This window comes from Georhizobium profundi (assembly GCF_003952725.1).
Lineage (GTDB): Bacteria > Pseudomonadota > Alphaproteobacteria > Rhizobiales > Rhizobiaceae > Georhizobium > Georhizobium profundi.
Genome location: NZ_CP032509.1, coordinates 2,326,787 through 2,342,894 on the forward strand (window position 1 = coordinate 2,326,787; position 16,108 = coordinate 2,342,894).

The 16,108-nt window shown below is 63.5% G+C and carries 14 protein-coding genes; 8 read left to right on the top strand and 6 right to left on the bottom strand.

Annotated features, from left to right (window positions below; genetic code table 11):
- Positions 1–924 carry a pseudouridine-5'-phosphate glycosidase gene (locus D5400_RS11000; protein ID WP_126010062.1) on the bottom strand — a complete coding sequence of 308 codons (924 nt, stop codon included), beginning with the start codon at positions 922–924 and terminating at the stop codon, positions 1–3.
- Positions 925–956: 32 nt separating this feature from the next.
- Positions 957–1,907 (bottom strand): carbohydrate kinase family protein, encoded by a 951-nt coding sequence (locus D5400_RS11005; RefSeq protein WP_126010063.1) that lies wholly within the window; start codon positions 1,905–1,907, stop codon positions 957–959.
- 211 nt (positions 1,908–2,118) lie between these two features.
- Here D5400_RS11005 and recA point away from each other — a divergent pair, with 211 nt between their 5' ends.
- On the top strand, positions 2,119–3,204 hold the full coding sequence (recA, locus tag D5400_RS11010) for a recombinase RecA (RefSeq protein ID WP_126010064.1): 1,086 nt from the start codon (positions 2,119–2,121) through the stop codon (positions 3,202–3,204).
- 196 nt (positions 3,205–3,400) lie between these two features.
- Positions 3,401–6,064, top strand: a complete 2,664-nt coding sequence (gene alaS / locus D5400_RS11015; protein ID WP_126010065.1) for an alanine--tRNA ligase — start codon at positions 3,401–3,403, stop codon at positions 6,062–6,064.
- Between the two features lie 104 nt (positions 6,065–6,168).
- Here the strand turns inward: alaS and D5400_RS11020 are convergent, their stop codons facing one another.
- Positions 6,169–7,209, bottom strand: a complete 1,041-nt coding sequence (locus D5400_RS11020) for an AI-2E family transporter (protein WP_126010066.1) — start codon at positions 7,207–7,209, stop codon at positions 6,169–6,171.
- Between the two features lie 81 nt (positions 7,210–7,290).
- Positions 7,291–8,274, bottom strand: a complete 984-nt coding sequence (gene glsA / locus D5400_RS11025) for a glutaminase A (protein WP_126010067.1) — start codon at positions 8,272–8,274, stop codon at positions 7,291–7,293.
- A 233-nt stretch (positions 8,275–8,507) separates the two neighbouring features.
- Between glsA and D5400_RS11030 the strand changes: the two genes are divergently transcribed.
- Entirely contained in the window at positions 8,508–8,837 is a 330-nt protein-coding gene (locus tag D5400_RS11030) for a hypothetical protein (protein WP_126010068.1), read from the top strand.
- Between the two features lie 7 nt (positions 8,838–8,844).
- Here the strand turns inward: D5400_RS11030 and D5400_RS11035 are convergent, their stop codons facing one another.
- Both D5400_RS11035 and D5400_RS11040 read right to left on the bottom strand, forming a co-directional pair.
- Positions 8,845–10,896 carry a winged helix-turn-helix domain-containing protein gene (locus tag D5400_RS11035; RefSeq protein ID WP_126010069.1) on the bottom strand — a complete coding sequence of 684 codons (2,052 nt, stop codon included), beginning with the start codon at positions 10,894–10,896 and terminating at the stop codon, positions 8,845–8,847.
- Positions 10,897–11,000: 104 nt separating this feature from the next.
- On the bottom strand, positions 11,001–12,215 hold the full coding sequence (locus tag D5400_RS11040; protein WP_126010070.1) for an NADP-dependent isocitrate dehydrogenase: 1,215 nt from the start codon (positions 12,213–12,215) through the stop codon (positions 11,001–11,003).
- 222 nt (positions 12,216–12,437) lie between these two features.
- On the opposite strand from D5400_RS11040, the gene D5400_RS11045 reads away from it, so the two are divergent.
- From D5400_RS11045 to D5400_RS11065, 5 genes are all read left to right on the top strand, one after another.
- Positions 12,438–13,268 carry an RNA methyltransferase gene (locus D5400_RS11045; protein WP_126010071.1) on the top strand — a complete coding sequence of 277 codons (831 nt, stop codon included), beginning with the start codon at positions 12,438–12,440 and terminating at the stop codon, positions 13,266–13,268.
- Positions 13,261–14,130 carry a glutamate racemase gene (gene murI, locus D5400_RS11050; protein ID WP_404861675.1) on the top strand — a complete coding sequence of 290 codons (870 nt, stop codon included), beginning with the start codon at positions 13,261–13,263 and terminating at the stop codon, positions 14,128–14,130. Before D5400_RS11045 ends, murI begins: the two co-directional genes overlap by 8 nt.
- A 55-nt stretch (positions 14,131–14,185) precedes the next feature.
- Complete coding sequence (locus D5400_RS11055) at positions 14,186–14,347, top strand: YqaE/Pmp3 family membrane protein (RefSeq protein WP_126010072.1); 162 nt, start codon at positions 14,186–14,188, stop codon at positions 14,345–14,347.
- A 231-nt stretch (positions 14,348–14,578) separates the two neighbouring features.
- On the top strand, positions 14,579–15,196 hold the full coding sequence (gene rpsD, locus D5400_RS11060) for a 30S ribosomal protein S4 (RefSeq protein ID WP_126010073.1): 618 nt from the start codon (positions 14,579–14,581) through the stop codon (positions 15,194–15,196).
- 194 nt (positions 15,197–15,390) lie between these two features.
- A complete protein-coding gene (locus tag D5400_RS11065; protein ID WP_126010074.1) occupies positions 15,391–16,083 on the top strand; it encodes a hypothetical protein in 693 nt (230 codons plus the stop codon).
- The last annotated feature ends 25 nt before the right edge of the window (positions 16,084–16,108 follow it).

Here is a 16,108-nt window from a genome sequence, read left to right on the forward strand (position 1 = left end):
TCAGGCAGCGAGGGCGACCGCGATGCGTGTGGCGAGACGGACATTGGCCTTGACCAGCGCAATGTTGGTTCGAAGGCTCTTGCCGCTGGTGATGTCGACAAGTTCGGAGAGCAGGAACGGCGTTACGGCCTTGGCGCTGACGCCGGCTTTTTCGGCGCGGCCCATGGCTTCGCGGATATGCGCTTCCATGACATCGCGGGCGATCTCGTCTTCGACCGGCAAGGGATTGGCGATCAGCATGCCGCCGGTAATCCCCATGGCAGAGCGGACCTTCTGAAAGCGCGCAATGGCGTCCGGCGTGTCGAGGCGCAGCGGCGACTTCAGGCCGGATTCGCGCGACCAGAAGGCGGGAAACACGTCCGAGCCGAAGGTGACGACGGGCACGCCACGGGTTTCGAGCACTTCGAGCGTCTTCGGCACATCCAGGATGGCCTTGGCACCAGCGGAGACAACGATGACACCGGTGCGCGCAAGCTCGTCGAGATCGGCGGAGATGTCGAAGCTGGTTTCGGCACCGCGATGCACGCCGCCGATGCCGCCGGTGGCGAAGACGCCGATGCCGGCATGGGCCGCGGCGATCATGGTGGCAGCGACCGTGGTGGCGCCGGTGCGGCCTTCAGCCAGCGCGAAGGCGAGATCGGCGCGCGAGAGCTTCATGGCATCCTTGCGGAGCGCGAGCGCGGCCAGGGTCTCATCCGATAGGCCGACATTGAGGACGCCATCGATGACTGCGATCGTCGCCGGCGTCGCGCCTTCCTCACGCACGATGGCTTCGACGGCACGGGCCATTTCGAGATTGCCGGGATAGGGCATGCCGTGGGTGATGATGGTCGATTCCAGCGCCACGATGGGCTTGCCGGACGCCCGCGCCTCGGCGACATCCGGGGCATAGGTGACAAGGCTGGCGTCGTTCTTCGGGCTCATCTTTGGCTTCTCACGGCTTGGGTCTGGATCGATCAGCGCTTCAGATGCAATGGATCGATCGGGGGCACAAGAGCAAGGCGCGCCCGCACGGCATCGAGCGTCAGCTCCGGTGGTGCCGGCTCGGCGCTTTCGACGGCGAGCGAGGCGGCGGCGACGCCATAATGGCAGGCCTCGATGAAAGGCAGGCCGGGCTGAAGAGCTCCGAGCGTGGCGGCAGCAAGCGCATCGCCGGCGCCCGTGACATCGACGATGGTGCAGCCTTCGATCGCGGACAAGAGGAACGTCTGCTGCTGATCAAAGGCAAGTGCCGGGCCGCTGCCCGCCGTAACGATGGCGCGGGCGATGCCTGCAGCGCGCAGCTCCTCGGCCTGCGCCTGCCCATCCTCTGCAAGCGGGCCGACGAGCGCTTCGGCCTCGCGCCGGTTCATGAACAGGCAGGAGAGGGCGGAAAGCACCGGTTTCAGCCGCACGATCTTGGCCGGCGAGATGGCGATGGCGGACAAGGGGCGGCCTGCCTCGCCGCACCGTCGCGCCAGACGGGTAATCGTCGCCTCGGGAATATTGGCATCGACCAGCACCGCATCGGCATCAGCGATGGCATCGCGCAGGGTGCGGCGATCGCACTGGCGGGGCGAAAAGGCATCGTAAAGCGCCATGTCCGCGAGCGCGACGACGAGATCGCCCTGGCTATCGAGAATCGCCGAATAGGTGGGCGTTGCCCGATCGAGGAAGGTGATCGGCGTATCTTCGACGCCCGCATCGGCGGCTGCCCGCGCGACGGTCTCGCCGGCCGGATCGCCGCCGCGCGGCGCCACCAGCCTGACGGCATGCCCCAGCCGCGCGAGATTGCGAGCGGCGTTGAATGCGCCGCCGCCGGCCGTCTCCTCCCAATGCCCGGGATTGCTGGCGTGCAGATGCAGCGCGCCCTTCACCTGGCCGCGCCGATCGAGATGCGCACCGCCGATGACGAGGAATCGGCTCATCGGCAAACGGCCTGCCGCAGAGGGGCCAACAGGGCTGATGATGTTTTGCGTGTCATGCTGATCATGCGCGGAACAATCCGGGAATAGACAAAAGATAAAGATGCGAATTCAGTGCCTTAGAAAGCGCTTGCCAAACGAGAACAAAATGGGTACAGACGAGAACAGAGGGCACGTTTGCCTGTCCGGCTCGAATAACCTAAAGGTGGAACATATGGCACAGAATTCGCTGCGGCTCGTAGAGGACAATTCGGTGGACAAAAGCAAGGCTCTCGACGCGGCGCTCTCTCAGATCGAGCGCGCGTTCGGCAAGGGTTCGATCATGAAGCTCGGTTCCAACGAGCAGGTGGTCGAAATTGAAACGGTACCGACCGGCTCGCTCGGGCTCGATATCGCACTCGGCGTTGGCGGACTGCCGAAGGGCCGTATCATTGAAATCTATGGCCCTGAAAGCTCGGGCAAAACGACGCTCGCACTGCACTGCGTGGCGGAAGCGCAAAAGCGCGGTGGCATCTGCGGCTTCATCGATGCCGAGCACGCGCTCGATCCGGTGTATGCCCGCAAGCTCGGCGTCGATCTGGAGAACCTTCTGATCTCGCAGCCGGACAATGGCGAGCAGGCGCTGGAGATCACCGATACGCTGGTTCGCTCGGGTGCAATCGACGTGCTGATCATCGATTCGGTTGCGGCGCTGACACCACGCGCCGAAATCGAAGGCGAGATGGGCGACAGCCTGCCGGGCCTTCAGGCGCGTCTGATGAGCCAGGCGCTGCGCAAGCTGACGGCATCGATTTCCAAGTCGAACTGCATGGTCATCTTCATCAACCAGATCCGCATGAAGATCGGCGTCATGTTCGGCTCGCCGGAAACGACGACGGGCGGCAACGCGCTGAAATTTTATGCGTCGGTGCGCCTCGACATCCGCCGCATCGGCTCGGTCAAGGACCGCGACGAGACCGTCGGCAACCAGACCCGCGTCAAGGTCGTGAAGAACAAGATGGCGCCGCCGCTGAAGGTGATCGAATTCGACATCATGTATGGCGAAGGCATCTCCAAGACCGGCGAGCTGATCGATCTGGGCGTCAAGGCCGGGATCGTCGACAAGTCCGGCTCCTGGTTCTCCTATAACAGCCAGCGTCTGGGGCAGGGCCGCGACAATGCCCGTCAGTTCCTCAAGGACAACCCCGACACGGCGCGCGAGATCGAGCAGGCGATTCGTCAAAATGCCGGCCTGATTGCCGAGAATTTCTTCGATGACGGCCTGCCGGACAACGACACGGACGACGCCGCGGCCGGTTGACGGCGCGCGGTCTTCCCATACTTTCGTGGCGATCGGTTTGCGGCGGGCCCATCCGGGTCCGCCGCACTCCGTTTCGGGGAGCTGCAAAGCGCGCATTGGCAATGCTGGACAGGGTTTGAGACGAACGATAAAAGCCGGACACACAAAGGCTGGCGGGACGATCGGGGCCGGCCGACTAGCAGCAAAAGGGCGTTTCATGAGCGGCGTAAACGACATCCGCAGCGCATTTCTGGACTTCTTCAAGGCCAATGGCCATGAGGTGGTCAGCTCGTCCCCGCTTGTGCCGCGCAACGACCCGACATTGATGTTCACCAATGCCGGCATGGTCCAGTTCAAAAACGTCTTCACGGGGCTTGAGCAGCGGCCGTATTCCACGGCAGCGACCGCGCAGAAATGCGTGCGCGCCGGCGGCAAGCACAACGACCTCGACAATGTCGGCTATACGGCCCGTCACCACACCTTCTTCGAGATGCTCGGCAATTTCTCCTTTGGCGACTATTTCAAGGAACAGGCGATTACGCTTGCCTGGAACCTTATCACCAAGGATTTCGGCATCGACGCCAACCGGCTTCTGGTGACGGTGTACCATACGGATGACGACGCCTTCGCGCTCTGGAAGAAGATTGCGGGCCTGCCGGACAGCCGCATCATCCGCATCGCGACCAACGACAATTTCTGGGCGATGGGCGATACCGGTCCCTGCGGGCCGTGCTCGGAAATCTTCTACGACCATGGCGACCACATTCCTGGCGGACCTCCCGGATCGCCCGACGAGGATGGCGACCGCTTCATCGAGATCTGGAACCTCGTCTTCATGCAGTTCGAGCAGCTCGCGAGCGGCGAACGTATCGAACTGCCCCGGCCGTCGATCGATACGGGCATGGGCCTGGAGCGGGTGGCGGCGCTTCTGCAGGGCAAGCACGACAACTACGATATCGACCTTTTCCGTGCGCTGATCGCTGCTTCTGTCGAGGCGACGGGCGTGAAGGCGGAAGGCGAGAGGCGCGCCAGCCACCGCGTCATCGCCGATCACCTGCGCTCGTCCGCGTTCTTGATCGCGGACGGCGTGCTGCCGTCGAACGAAGGCCGCGGCTACGTGCTGCGCCGTATCATGCGCCGCGCGATGCGCCATGCGCGGCTTCTCGGTGCGCAGGATCCGCTGATGTACAAGCTTCTGCCAACGCTCGTTTCGGAAATGGGCCGGGCCTATCCGGAACTCGCCCGCGCTGAAGGCCTGATTTCCGAGACACTCAAGCTTGAAGAAACCCGTTTCCGCCGCACGCTCGACCGCGGCCTGATGCTGTTGGACGATGCGAGCGCCGATCTGTCGTCCGGCGACCGGCTGGATGGAGAAACGGCGTTCAAGCTTTACGACACTTATGGTTTCCCGCTGGATCTGACGGAAGATGCGCTGCGTCTTCGCGGTGTCGGCGTAGACACCGACGGTTTCACCGCAGCGATGGCGCGCCAGAAGGCCGAAGCCCGCGCGGCGTGGTCCGGGTCGGGCGATGCGGCGACGGAACGAGTGTGGTTCGAATTGCGCGACCGCACCGGCGCTACCGACTTTCTCGGCTATGACACCGAGCAGGCCGAAGGCATCGTTGCGGCGCTCGTGCGCGACGGCCAGGAGATCGAAACTGCCTCTGCCGGCGAGGCCGTCGAGCTCGTCGCGAACCAGACGCCGTTCTATGGCGAATCCGGTGGCCAGATGGGCGATACGGGCACGATCGCCGGTGAAGGCTTCGTCATCGACGTGACCGACACGCAGAAGAAGGGCGAAGGTCTCTTCGTCCATATCGGCACGGTGCGCGAAGGCAGTGTGACGCGCGGCAAGGACATCGTCCTGACCGTTGACCATAAGCGCCGCTCGCGGCTGCGGCAGAACCATTCGGCGACGCATCTTCTGCACGAGGCGCTGCGCGAGGTGCTGGGAACGCATGTCGCGCAGAAGGGCTCACTGGTTGCGCCCGAGCGCCTGCGCTTCGACATTTCCCACCCCAAGCCCATGAGCGCCGAGGAAATCGCGCGCGTGGAAGAGATGGCGAACGCCATCATCGTGCAGAACGCGCCGGTGACGACGCGGCTGATGGGAGTGGAGGATGCCATTGCCGAAGGGGCGATGGCGCTTTTCGGCGAGAAGTATGGCGACGAGGTGCGTGTCGTGTCGATGGGCAGGGGTATCGAGGGCGCCAAGGCCGGCAAGCCGTATTCGGTGGAGCTGTGTGGCGGCACCCATGTGACTGCAACCGGCGACATCGGCCTTGTACGGGTCGTGGGTGAGGCGGGCGTCAGCGCCGGCGTGCGGCGTCTCGAGGCGCTGACCGGCGAGGCGGCACGGGCCTATCTCGCCGAGCAGGACGAGCGCGTGCGCCGCATTGCGGCGAGCCTCAAGGTTCAGCCGGCCGATGTCGTCGAACGCGTCGAAGCGCTGATGGACGAGCGCAGGCGGCTCGAACGCGAGCTGGCGGACGCAAAGCGCAAGCTAGCTCTCGCCGGTCCCGGTGGTGGTTCGAACGGCGGTGAAGCGCGCGAGATCGCGGGCGTCAAATATCTCGGTCGCGTCGTTACGGGTGTGGAGCCGAAGGCGCTGAAGGGCCTGGCCGATGACGGCAAGAAGGCGCTCGGCTCGGGCGTCGTCTGCTTCGTCGGCGTCAGCGACGACGGCAAGGCGAGTGTCGTCGTGGCCGTGACGGACGATCTGACATCGACGCGCAGTGCAGTCGACCTCGTGCGCGTTGCTTCCGCATCGCTCGGCGGTCAGGGCGGCGGCGGCCGGCCTGACATGGCGCAGGCGGGCGGACCGGACGGCACGCGCGCCGAAGCGGCGATCGAGGCCGTGGCCGAAGCCCTGGCGGCCTGACGAGCAGCGCAGCAGCGCGACCGGCCGTGTCTTCGGCCGGTCAAGGTCGATCATCGACCAACATCGAGAATGGATATCGCGCGGCGTGTATGCGCCGCGTCGGCCTATTCGTGTCTTTCCCCTTCCGGCAATTGCAGCGCCATCTCGCGCGGAGGCTCGCGCTCCAGGTAATCGTGGACGTAGAGCTCCTTGATGAGCATGCGACCGACCGCGACCAGAGGCATGGCGAGCGCCAGGCCGAGAAGACCGAAGAGCACGCCGAACAGCAATTGCGCAGCGATGACGAGGGCTGGTGACAGGTCGACGCGCTCCTGCTGCACAAGCGGCGTGATCACATAGCTTTCCAGCGTCTGCACCGAGAGGTAGACGGCGGCGACCCAGATCAGCATGGATGGGCCTTCGCCGAAGGCGAGCAGCAGCGCGGGCGCGACGGCCAGCACCGGGCCGATATTGGGAATGAAGGCGAGCAGGCCGGCGATGATGCCGAGAATGAAGGCGAGCGGCATACCTATGAGCAGCAGTCCGATGCCGGTCAGCACGCCGACCACGGTCATCGAGATCAGCTGTGCAGCGAGCCAGCTCTTCAGCGTGCGGGCGCATTTCCTCAGGATTTCGTCGGTGCGGGGACGCAGCGACGGGGCGAAGAGCTCGACAGCGCCCTTACGATAGATGACGGGCGTGACTGCGACATAGATGCCGATGAAGGCAATGATGACAAAATTGCCCAGCGCGCCGAAGGTCGATGTGACGGCGCTGGTTGCGGCGCGTCCCCCTTCACCCGAAATGAGGCCGGCCGGGTTTGCTCGGTCGAGCGCCCGGTTTGCCCATTCGTACTCCTCCAGCCGGCTGCGTAGATTTTCGATCGCGCCAGGGATCTGGCTGGCGAGTTCGTTGAACTGAGCGGCGATCGATGTCGCTGCCAGAGTGAAGACGCCGGCTATGGCGAGCAGCAGCAGAAGCGTGAACAGGCCGATTGACCAGCCGCGCGGAATTTTGGTGGCTCGTTCCACGAGCCCTCCGCCGCCGTTGAGGAAGGCGGCCATCAGGAGGCCCGAAAACAGAACCAGCGCGACGCTCGGCACCAGTATGAACAGGAGAAGGACGACCACGGCCGCGACCGCAATCGAGATCTTCCATCTCGGCATGATATTTGTCCCCAACGCTGCTGATCATGGTTTAACAGCCTTTGGTGACATTCGTTCCGACCTTGAAACGCGCAGCAAACTTTATGCGGAACTGCGAATCGCGCTGAAGATCGACCAGTCGGTGCGCTCGATGAGGAGTTCGAGACCGAGGGTGCCGAGCCAGCTGTTGCCCATGGGATCGAGTGCGGGCGACCAGACCGCGATGGACGCGCGGTGCGGCGCGATGGCGAGGATGCCGCCGCCGACACCGGATTTGGCCGGCAGGCCGACGCGAAATGCGAAATCACCGGAGCCATCGTACTGGCCGCACAGCATCATGATGGCGAGGATGCGCCGGGCGCGCCGCGCCTGCTGGATGCTGTCGTCGCCATCGTGCGGATCGTCGTGCATCAGGAACCGGCCTGCCTTCGCCAGGCCCCGGCAGTCGAGCGTGATGGCACATTGATGGACATAGGCTTCCATCACCTCCTTCACCTCATGATCGAGATTGCCGTGGTGCTTGGCCATGTACATGAGCGAGCGATTGAGATTGCCGCCGGTGCGATCGCTCGCCATCACATCCGGGTCGAGTGACATCGTTTCGTCGTCGATCATGCCCTTGATGAAATCGACCACATGCCGGTTCGGGCCCGACTTGCCGCCGATGCCGACGAGCGCGTCGCAGACGACGAGCGCGCCGGCGTTGATGAAGGGATTGCGCGGCACGCCCTTGTCGCGCTCCAGATCAATGATGGAGTTGAAGGGATCGCCGGACGGCTCGCGGCCGATCCGCTTCCAGAGCTTTTCACCGAGCGCTTCGAGAGCGACTTCCAGCGCGAAGACCTTGGAAATGGACTGAATGGGAAAGCCGGTTCCCGCATTGCCGGCCGAAACCAGTTCTCCATGGCGGGTGAAAACGGCGATGCCGAACTTGTCGAAATCGCCCTTGCGGGGCGCCGCCTTGTCCTTCTCGCGGGCGGCCTCGGAGGCCTTTTCGTGCATCGAAGGCGCGGCCTCGCGCACCCGTTCCACCACATCGCCAAGAATGGTGCGCAGCCGGGACGGGTCGTTCAGCGGATCGGTCATAAAGGCATTCCTTGTCGGCGGCGCGTTGCGCATAGCACGTCGTAACCCGTATCACGTCAGGTGGTTGCATAAAGGCGCTTCACCAACAAGCCGCCCGGCGCACGCGACCGGGCTTCGATGCATGTGCCGCTGCGCATTTCAGCAAAATATCACATGACCTTCAGGACCTCTCGCACGCTTCGAGACAGGCTTTCCGCATCTGCGAAAACAGGAGCTCGAAAGGGAGCAAGGGCATGCGGAGCACACTGGCACTTCTCATTTTCTTGCCAGCGGTCGTGACGACCGCTGCGAGCGCGCAGGGCGATGCGGCGCAGGCAATCGTCGAGCGTGCTGCGAGCTGCTGGACAACGCCGCAAGCGATGCGCGGCATTCGGTTTGCCGCAACAGTCGACGTGAGGGTTTCCGAGGATGGCGATGTCGAACTTCTAAAAATCAGCGACGTGTCGCCGCCGACCGAGACCGCGCATGCGCTTGCGGCGGACTTCGCCGAGGCGGTGGAGCGATGCGGACCCTATGGGGTGACAGGCGTCACCATCACGCTGCCGCTCGCCTGGCCGCTGTGAGCTTTGATCAGCGCACCCGGAACTCGAACGCCTCGAAGCGGAGCTCGTGGCGGTAGCGACCGCTTGCCCTATCGAGAAAGACCGGGCCGCAGGCGGCAAGCGTGTTCGGCCAGCCGGTGCACAGGTCGTCGCCTTGCACCCAGAGACGACCCGTCGCGCTTTCTCCACCGATGGCGCGCGAGATGGCGCCATCCTGTCCAAGGCTTGCAGTAAACGGTGTCTCATCGGGTCGCGTGCGATGTCCAACGATCGACCGGCCGAGAACGAGACGATTGATCGCCGCATCGTCAAGCCGCGTCTCGCCGGCGGCATTGATGCCGGCTGGCCACTCGGGCACGCCGGCCAGTGCAAGACCATGCAGCAGACGCTCAGCGTCCTCTTCCTGTGAGAAGACGAAGAATTGCTGCGCGATCATGCGGTTCGGCGGGTCGTCGCCCCTTTCGCGCAAAATGGCTTCCAGCTGGCGACGCGCTTCTTGCGCCTTCTGCATGGCCCCGAGTTGGGCATAAGCGGCGACGCGCAGATGCGCGGCGTAGAACTTCGGCCACGGGTTGGTCGAGCGCAGATCGATCATGTCGAGATGGGTGATGGCGGTCACGAAATCGCCCTCGCCGAAGGCCGACAGGCCGGCCTGATAGCGGCGCCATTCCGTCCAGCCGGGATCGACGCGCATCGCAGCATCGAGATGGAGCCTAGCCTCGCGCGGCTGTCCGGCGAAGTTCAGAGCCTGGCTCAAGCCTTCGAATGTCCAGGGGTCGCTCGGATCGAGGGCGAGCGCTTCGCGCAGCGTTTCGAGCGCCTCTCCGGTGCGGTTCTGGCGGATCAGCAGTTCGGCGTGCAATTGGTGATAAGCGGGAGTCGGATGCGCGGCGGCCTGCGCAAGGCTTGCATGCAAGCGCTCATCGATCTCAGGCCAGGAGAGACCGAGGGCACGACGGCGGGCATCGTCCGCATCCCAGTAGAGCCACGCCATTTCGGCTGCGGCGGCGCCGAAGTCGGGATCTAGCGCAAGCGCACGGCTGAGATGAGCCAGCGCTTCGATCGTGCCGGGGACGGTGTCGGTGCGGCGTGCCTCGATGCCGCGTCGAAACGCTTCATAGGCCTCGGGATGATCTGTGTCGCCGGACAATAAGAGGCCGGCCTTGCCTGGAATGAGCTTGAGAGAAAGTGCGTCGACCACGGCAGCGACGACCTCGTCCTGCAGGTCGAAGACGTCGCCAAGGTTGCCATGGAAGCGTTGGGCCCAGATCTGATTGCCGTCGATGGCATCGACCAGATGGGCGTTCACGCGGATCTCGTCGCGGATGCGCCGGACGGAACCGTTGAGCAGGTAGCGTACACCGAGGCGGGCGGCCAATGCGGCCGGCGGTTCCACGTCATCCTCGATAGGGCTGGTGGAATTGTGCGAGGTTACGAAGAGGCCAGGCAGGCGAGCAAGCTCCGCGCTCACGTCCTCGGAAAAGCCATGGGCGATATGCACCTGATCGCCCGCCCGGCTGAGATCGGCGAAAGGCAACACGGCGATGGCTGGCTTGGCCCGCTGGGGCGGGGTCGGGGGCCAGAACGACGCTGTGGCAGCGACTGCGATGGCGGCAAGGGCGGCTGCGGCAGGTTTGAACCAAGCACGGTGTTTGACATCTGCGCGAAGAGCGGCGCCTCGAGAAGCGGGTGTGGTCCTATCTGTTTTAACGGGCAGGATAAGGCTGTAGCCGCGACGGGCGACCGTCTTCAACAGCTGCTGACTTTCGTCACCCAGCGCCTTGCGTATTTCGCTGATGCATTGGGAGAGGCTGTTCTCGGTTACCGCAATGCCGGGCCAGACCGCATCAAGCAGCGCTGCTTTCGAGACGACCGAGTTTCGATGAGCGATAAGGTGGAGGAGGACGTCGGTCGATTGCCGCCGCAGCGGTATCGGGCGGCCGGCAGGGTCGAGGAGCAGCCCCGATCGCGTGTCGATCGTGACGCCGTTCAAAACCACGTCCGCATTCGCCATGGCATTCATGACGCCGATCCCCGCGAAACGGGGTTGAGGATCGCCCCAGGCCGCAAGCGCTGTCAATCGTCTTTGGTCCGAACGCACCTGCAGAGATCGACGGTGGTCAAAGAAAAACCCCGCGGCGTGAACCGCGGGGTCTGGAAGACTTGATCGGAAAAGGCGAAGCCTCAGGCGGCCATGGCCTTCTGGAGGTTCTCGTCGATCTTGTCGAGGAAGCCGGTCGTGGAGAGCCAAGGCTGATCGGGACCGATGAGGAGTGCGAGGTCCTTGGTCATGTGGCCGCTTTCGACGGTCTCGATGCAGACCTTCTCCAGCGTATCGGCAAAGCGTGCGAGCTCGGCATTGTCGTCGAGCTTGGCGCGGTGCGCGAGGCCACGTGTCCAGGCGAAGATCGAGGCGATGGAGTTGGTGGAGGTTTCCTCGCCCTTCTGGTGCTGGCGGTAGTGACGCGTGACCGTGCCGTGTGCGGCTTCGGCTTCGACCGTGTTGCCATCCGGGGTGAGCAGAACCGAGGTCATCAGGCCGAGCGAGCCGAAGCCCTGCGCGACCGTGTCCGACTGGACGTCGCCGTCATAATTCTTGCAGGCCCACACATAACCGCCCGACCACTTCAGGTTGGCGGCGACCATGTCGTCGATCAGGCGGTGTTCATACCAGATCTTGGCTTCCTTGAACTTCGCCTCGAACTCCTGCTCGTAGACTTCCTGGAAGATGTCCTTGAAGCGGCCGTCATAGACCTTGAGGATGGTGTTCTTGGTCGACAGGTAGACCGGCACCTTGCGGCTGAGGCCGTAGTTCAGCGAAGCGCGGGCGAAATCGCGGATCGATTCGTCGAGGTTGTACATGCCCATGGCAATGCCGGCGCCGGGCGCGTCAAAAATCTCGTATTCCTGCTCCTTGCCGTCCTCACCGACGAACTTCATGTAGAGCTTGCCCTTGCCGGGGAACTTGAAGTCGGTGGCGCGGTACTGGTCGCCATAGGCGTGGCGGCCGACGATGACCGGCTTGGTCCAGCCCGGAACGAGTCGCGGCACGTTCTTGCAGATGATGGGTTCGCGGAAGATGACGCCGCCGAGAATGTTGCGGATCGTGCCGTTGGGCGAACGCCACATCTTCTTCAGGCCGAATTCCTCGACGCGGCCTTCATCGGCGGTGATCGTGGCGCACTTGACGCCGACGCCGTGCTTCTTGATCGCGTGGGCCGCGTCGATCGTCACCTGGTCGTCGGTGGCGTCGCGGTTTTCCATGCTGAGATCGTAATATTCCAGATCGATGTCCAGATAGGGATGGATCAGCTTGTCCTTGATGAACTGCCAGATGATACGGGTCATCTCGTCGCCGTCGAGCTCAACGACCGGGTTTGCGACCTTGATCTTACTCATGCAGGAAAAGCCTCTCTCTCTCCAAAAAAGCCATGGACGGACGGCATGCCGCCGCATCCAGAACAACTGGCGCGTCCTATAGCATCGTGATTGCCGATGGCAAAGGAGAAGCGGAACCTTTGACGCCCAAGGCTTGGCCGGCACGCAGCACCCGGTGTATGAGCGCAGCGATTGACGCTGTGGCTCTGTGGGTGCAGCGCTGAACGCTGCGAGGGAGCTGGAATGGCCGGAACCGACAGAAAGCGCGCGATGATTGCGGAAGGCCCCGCGATCGTGCTGGTGGAGCCGCAGCTTGGCGAAAACATCGGCATGGTGGCGCGCGCCATGGCCAATTTCGGGTTGTCGGACCTCCGGCTCGTCAATCCGCGCGATGGATGGCCGAGCGAAAAGGCACGCCAGGCGGCATCGAAAGCCGACCACGTGATCGATGCGACGCAGGTGTTCGAGACGCTCGAGGAGGCAATCTCCGATCTCCATTTCGTCTATGCGACAACGGCGCGCGAGCGCGACGGCTTCAAGCCGGTGCGCGGGCCGGTGGAGGCCGGCCAGACGCTGCGGGCGAAGTTCCGCGAAGGCCAGGCAACCGGCATTCTGTTCGGGCGCGAGCGCTGGGGCTTGAAGAACCACGAGGTGGCGCTTGCCGACGAGATCGTTACCTTCCCGGTCAATCCCGCCTTCGCCTCGCTCAACATCGCGCAGGCCGTGCTGCTCATGTCCTATGAGTGGATGAATTCGGGGCTCTCGGATGTGACTGAGACCGCGTTCACCCACAACGACATGACGCCGGCGACCAAGGAAGAGACCTTCGGCCTGTTCGATCATCTGGAAGAGGCGCTCGATGCGCGCGGTTATTTCCGGCCCGAGGACAAGAAGCCGAAGATGGTCGACAATCTGCGCACGCTGCTTGCGCGTCGCGGGCTGTTTTCCCAGGAAATCCATGTGCTGCGCGGGGTGATCAACTCGCTCGACCGCTATTCGCGCAAGCGCCCGCGCGGCAGCGGCGCGCCCGACGAGATCGCGTCGCAGCCAAACGAACGGCCCGACAATGGATGAGGCCAGCATGGATGAGCGCGGGCCGGTCCTCGTTTTCGATTCGGGCATCGGCGGGCTGACCGTGCTGCGCGAAATGCGGGTGCTTTTGCCTGGGAAGCGGCTCGTCTACGTGGCCGACGATGCGGCGTTTCCCTATGGCGCGTGGGAAGAGGAAGCGCTGCGGACACGCATGGTGGCGCTGTTTGAGAAGCTGATCGCGGCGCACCGGCCATCGATCGCGGTGATCGCCTGCAACACCGCTTCGACGCTGGCGCTGGGTGATCTGCGCGCGGCCTATCCCAAACTTGCTTTCGTCGGCACGGTGCCGGCCATCAAGCCTGCGGCGGAGCGCACGCGGTCGGGTCTCGTATCGGTGCTGGCGACGCCAGGAACCGTGAAGCGGCAATATACGCGGGATCTCATCAGCGACTGGGCGACGAAGTGCCATGTGAGGCTGGTCGGCAGCACAGAACTGGCGGGGCTTGCCGAAACCTATATGCGCGAAGGCTTCGTGGACGAAGACGCGGTGCGAGCGGAGATTGCGCCGTGTTTCGTGGAGCGCGACGGCAACCGCACCGATATCGTCGTGCTTGCCTGCACGCACTATCCGTTTCTCGTCAACCGCATGCGCAAGACCGCGCCGTGGCCGGTGGATTGGCTCGACCCGTCCGAGGCGATCGCTAGGCGGGCCGTGAGCGTGCTGAATGGTGACGGTGCGGGCGCCGACCGGGCACGTGCGTTCGAAGCAGAATCACGCGCGGAGGTGAGCCCCGATATGGCTCTCTTCACGTCCGGCAAGCCAGATCCAGCGATCCGGCGACTGATGCACGGCTTCGGGCTGCGCGTCCCAGACGATCTTGCAGCGCACAATTTTTCCGTCTGATCCGGAACCGCGGGGCATCCGGTGCCGTTATCGGAAAAAGAATAAGGAGTCTCTTATGGACCTGATCCGCATCATCTTCGCCATCATCCTCCCGCCGCTCGGCGTCTTCCTGCAGGTCGGTCTTGGCAAGCACTTCTGGATCAACATCATCCTGACGCTGCTCGGCTACATCCCGGGCATCGTCCACGCGATCTGGATTATCGCCCGCGTGAAGTGACGCGCCGGTGGCATCAAAGCCGCGTTGACAAACGCGACCTCTTCCCATAATCACCCCCACAACGCCCGGCGGCCACGTCGGGCGTTTCATTTGACGTGTCCCGTGGATCGGTCCTTTTGGGGTCTTGATCCTGTCAGCTGACGGCTTCAGCCCGATGGCAGAGGAGGGCGCGTTTCCTTCTGGCGTTGCATGAAGATGCGACGTCATCATTTTGTTTTGAAAGGAAATGCGATGAGCAAGCGCGAATCGTCCAAGTACAAGATCGATCGCCGCATGGGCGAAAACATCTGGGGTCGTCCGAAGTCCCCGGTGAACCGCCGCGAATACGGTCCAGGCCAGCATGGCCAGCGCCGCAAGGGCAAGCTTTCGGATTTCGGTGTGCAGCTGCGCGCCAAGCAGAAGCTTAAGGGCTACTACGGCGACATCCGCGAGAAGCAGTTCCGCAAGATTTACGAAGAGGCCAACCGCCGTAAGGGCGACACCCCGGAGAACCTGATCGGTCTTCTGGAATCGCGTCTCGACGCCATCGTCTACCGCGCGAAGTTCGTGCCGACGGTTTTCGCGGCGCGCCAGTTCGTCAACCACGGCCACGTTTCGGTCAACGGCGTACGCACCAACATCCCGTCCTTCCGCTGCAAGCCGGGCGACGTGATCGAAGTGCGCGAGAAGTCCAAGCAGCTCGTCATCGTTCTCGAAGCGACGCAGCTCGCCGAGCGTGACGTTCCGGACTATATCGAAGCGGATCACAACAAGATGGTCGCGACCTTCGTGCGCGTTCCGGGCCTGTCGGACGTGCCCTATGCCGTCCAGATGGAACCGAACCTCGTCGTCGAGTTCTATTCGCGCTAAGCGTTCCGTATCCACTTTTCAAAGGCCGCGTGCTTGCACGCGGCCTTTGTCGTTTTGGGCTCCTGCAAAGGCGCACTTCGTGCTACCTGGGAGACACAGCGATCGAATCTGCACGATGCAGTCGATCTTTCTTGACGCTTACACGGCTGCCGAAGCGATGTCGTCTCGCGCCAGCCGAGGAGAATGCAGGCGCATTGCCTCATGCTGCATCGGCCTCGTTTCGAAGCGAGGCGTCCTATCGGCCCTTCCTTTTGGTTGGGCTCTTCATTCTCGCGCTGGTCGGCTCCGTCCTGCTTGGATCGGAGCGCTTCGTCCAGACCCTCACCGGTGAGGGGGGCGCCGTCGAGACGCTATCTGCTGCCGGTTACCTCGTGGCGGCTGCGATGCTGGTGCGCGAGGCAAATCAGCATTTCCTGAAGACGCATTTCTATTTCGTCGTGATCCTGTTGGCGCTATGCATGCGCGAACTCGACTTCCACAACCTCATGACGACGATGAGCATCACCAAGACCAGCTTCTACGTTTCCGGCGACGTGCCGCTCCTGGAAAAACTTGCGGCGGTCGTGGCTCTGGTCACGGTCGGCGCGGCGGTTGTCATAGCGGGGCTTCGTCATGCGCGGCAGTTCATCGCAGGGTTGCGCGGGCTCCACCTGCCGGCAGTGGGCGTCCTGGCCGCGGGTCTGTCCATCATCGCGGCCAAGACGCTCGACGGCCTGCCGCGCAAGCTTGAAGGCCTCGGCATTGATCTCGGTGCCAGCGCTGCGGTGGTTTCGACCGGAATCGAGGAAGTGATCGAGCTCGGCATTCCGCTTTTCCTGATGTGCGCGGTGCTCGCCTTCTTCCCGCGTCGACACCCGCAGAACCCCGAGCGAGGCGCCGCAAGGTGAGTGCGATCGAGTCCATTGCCGGCGA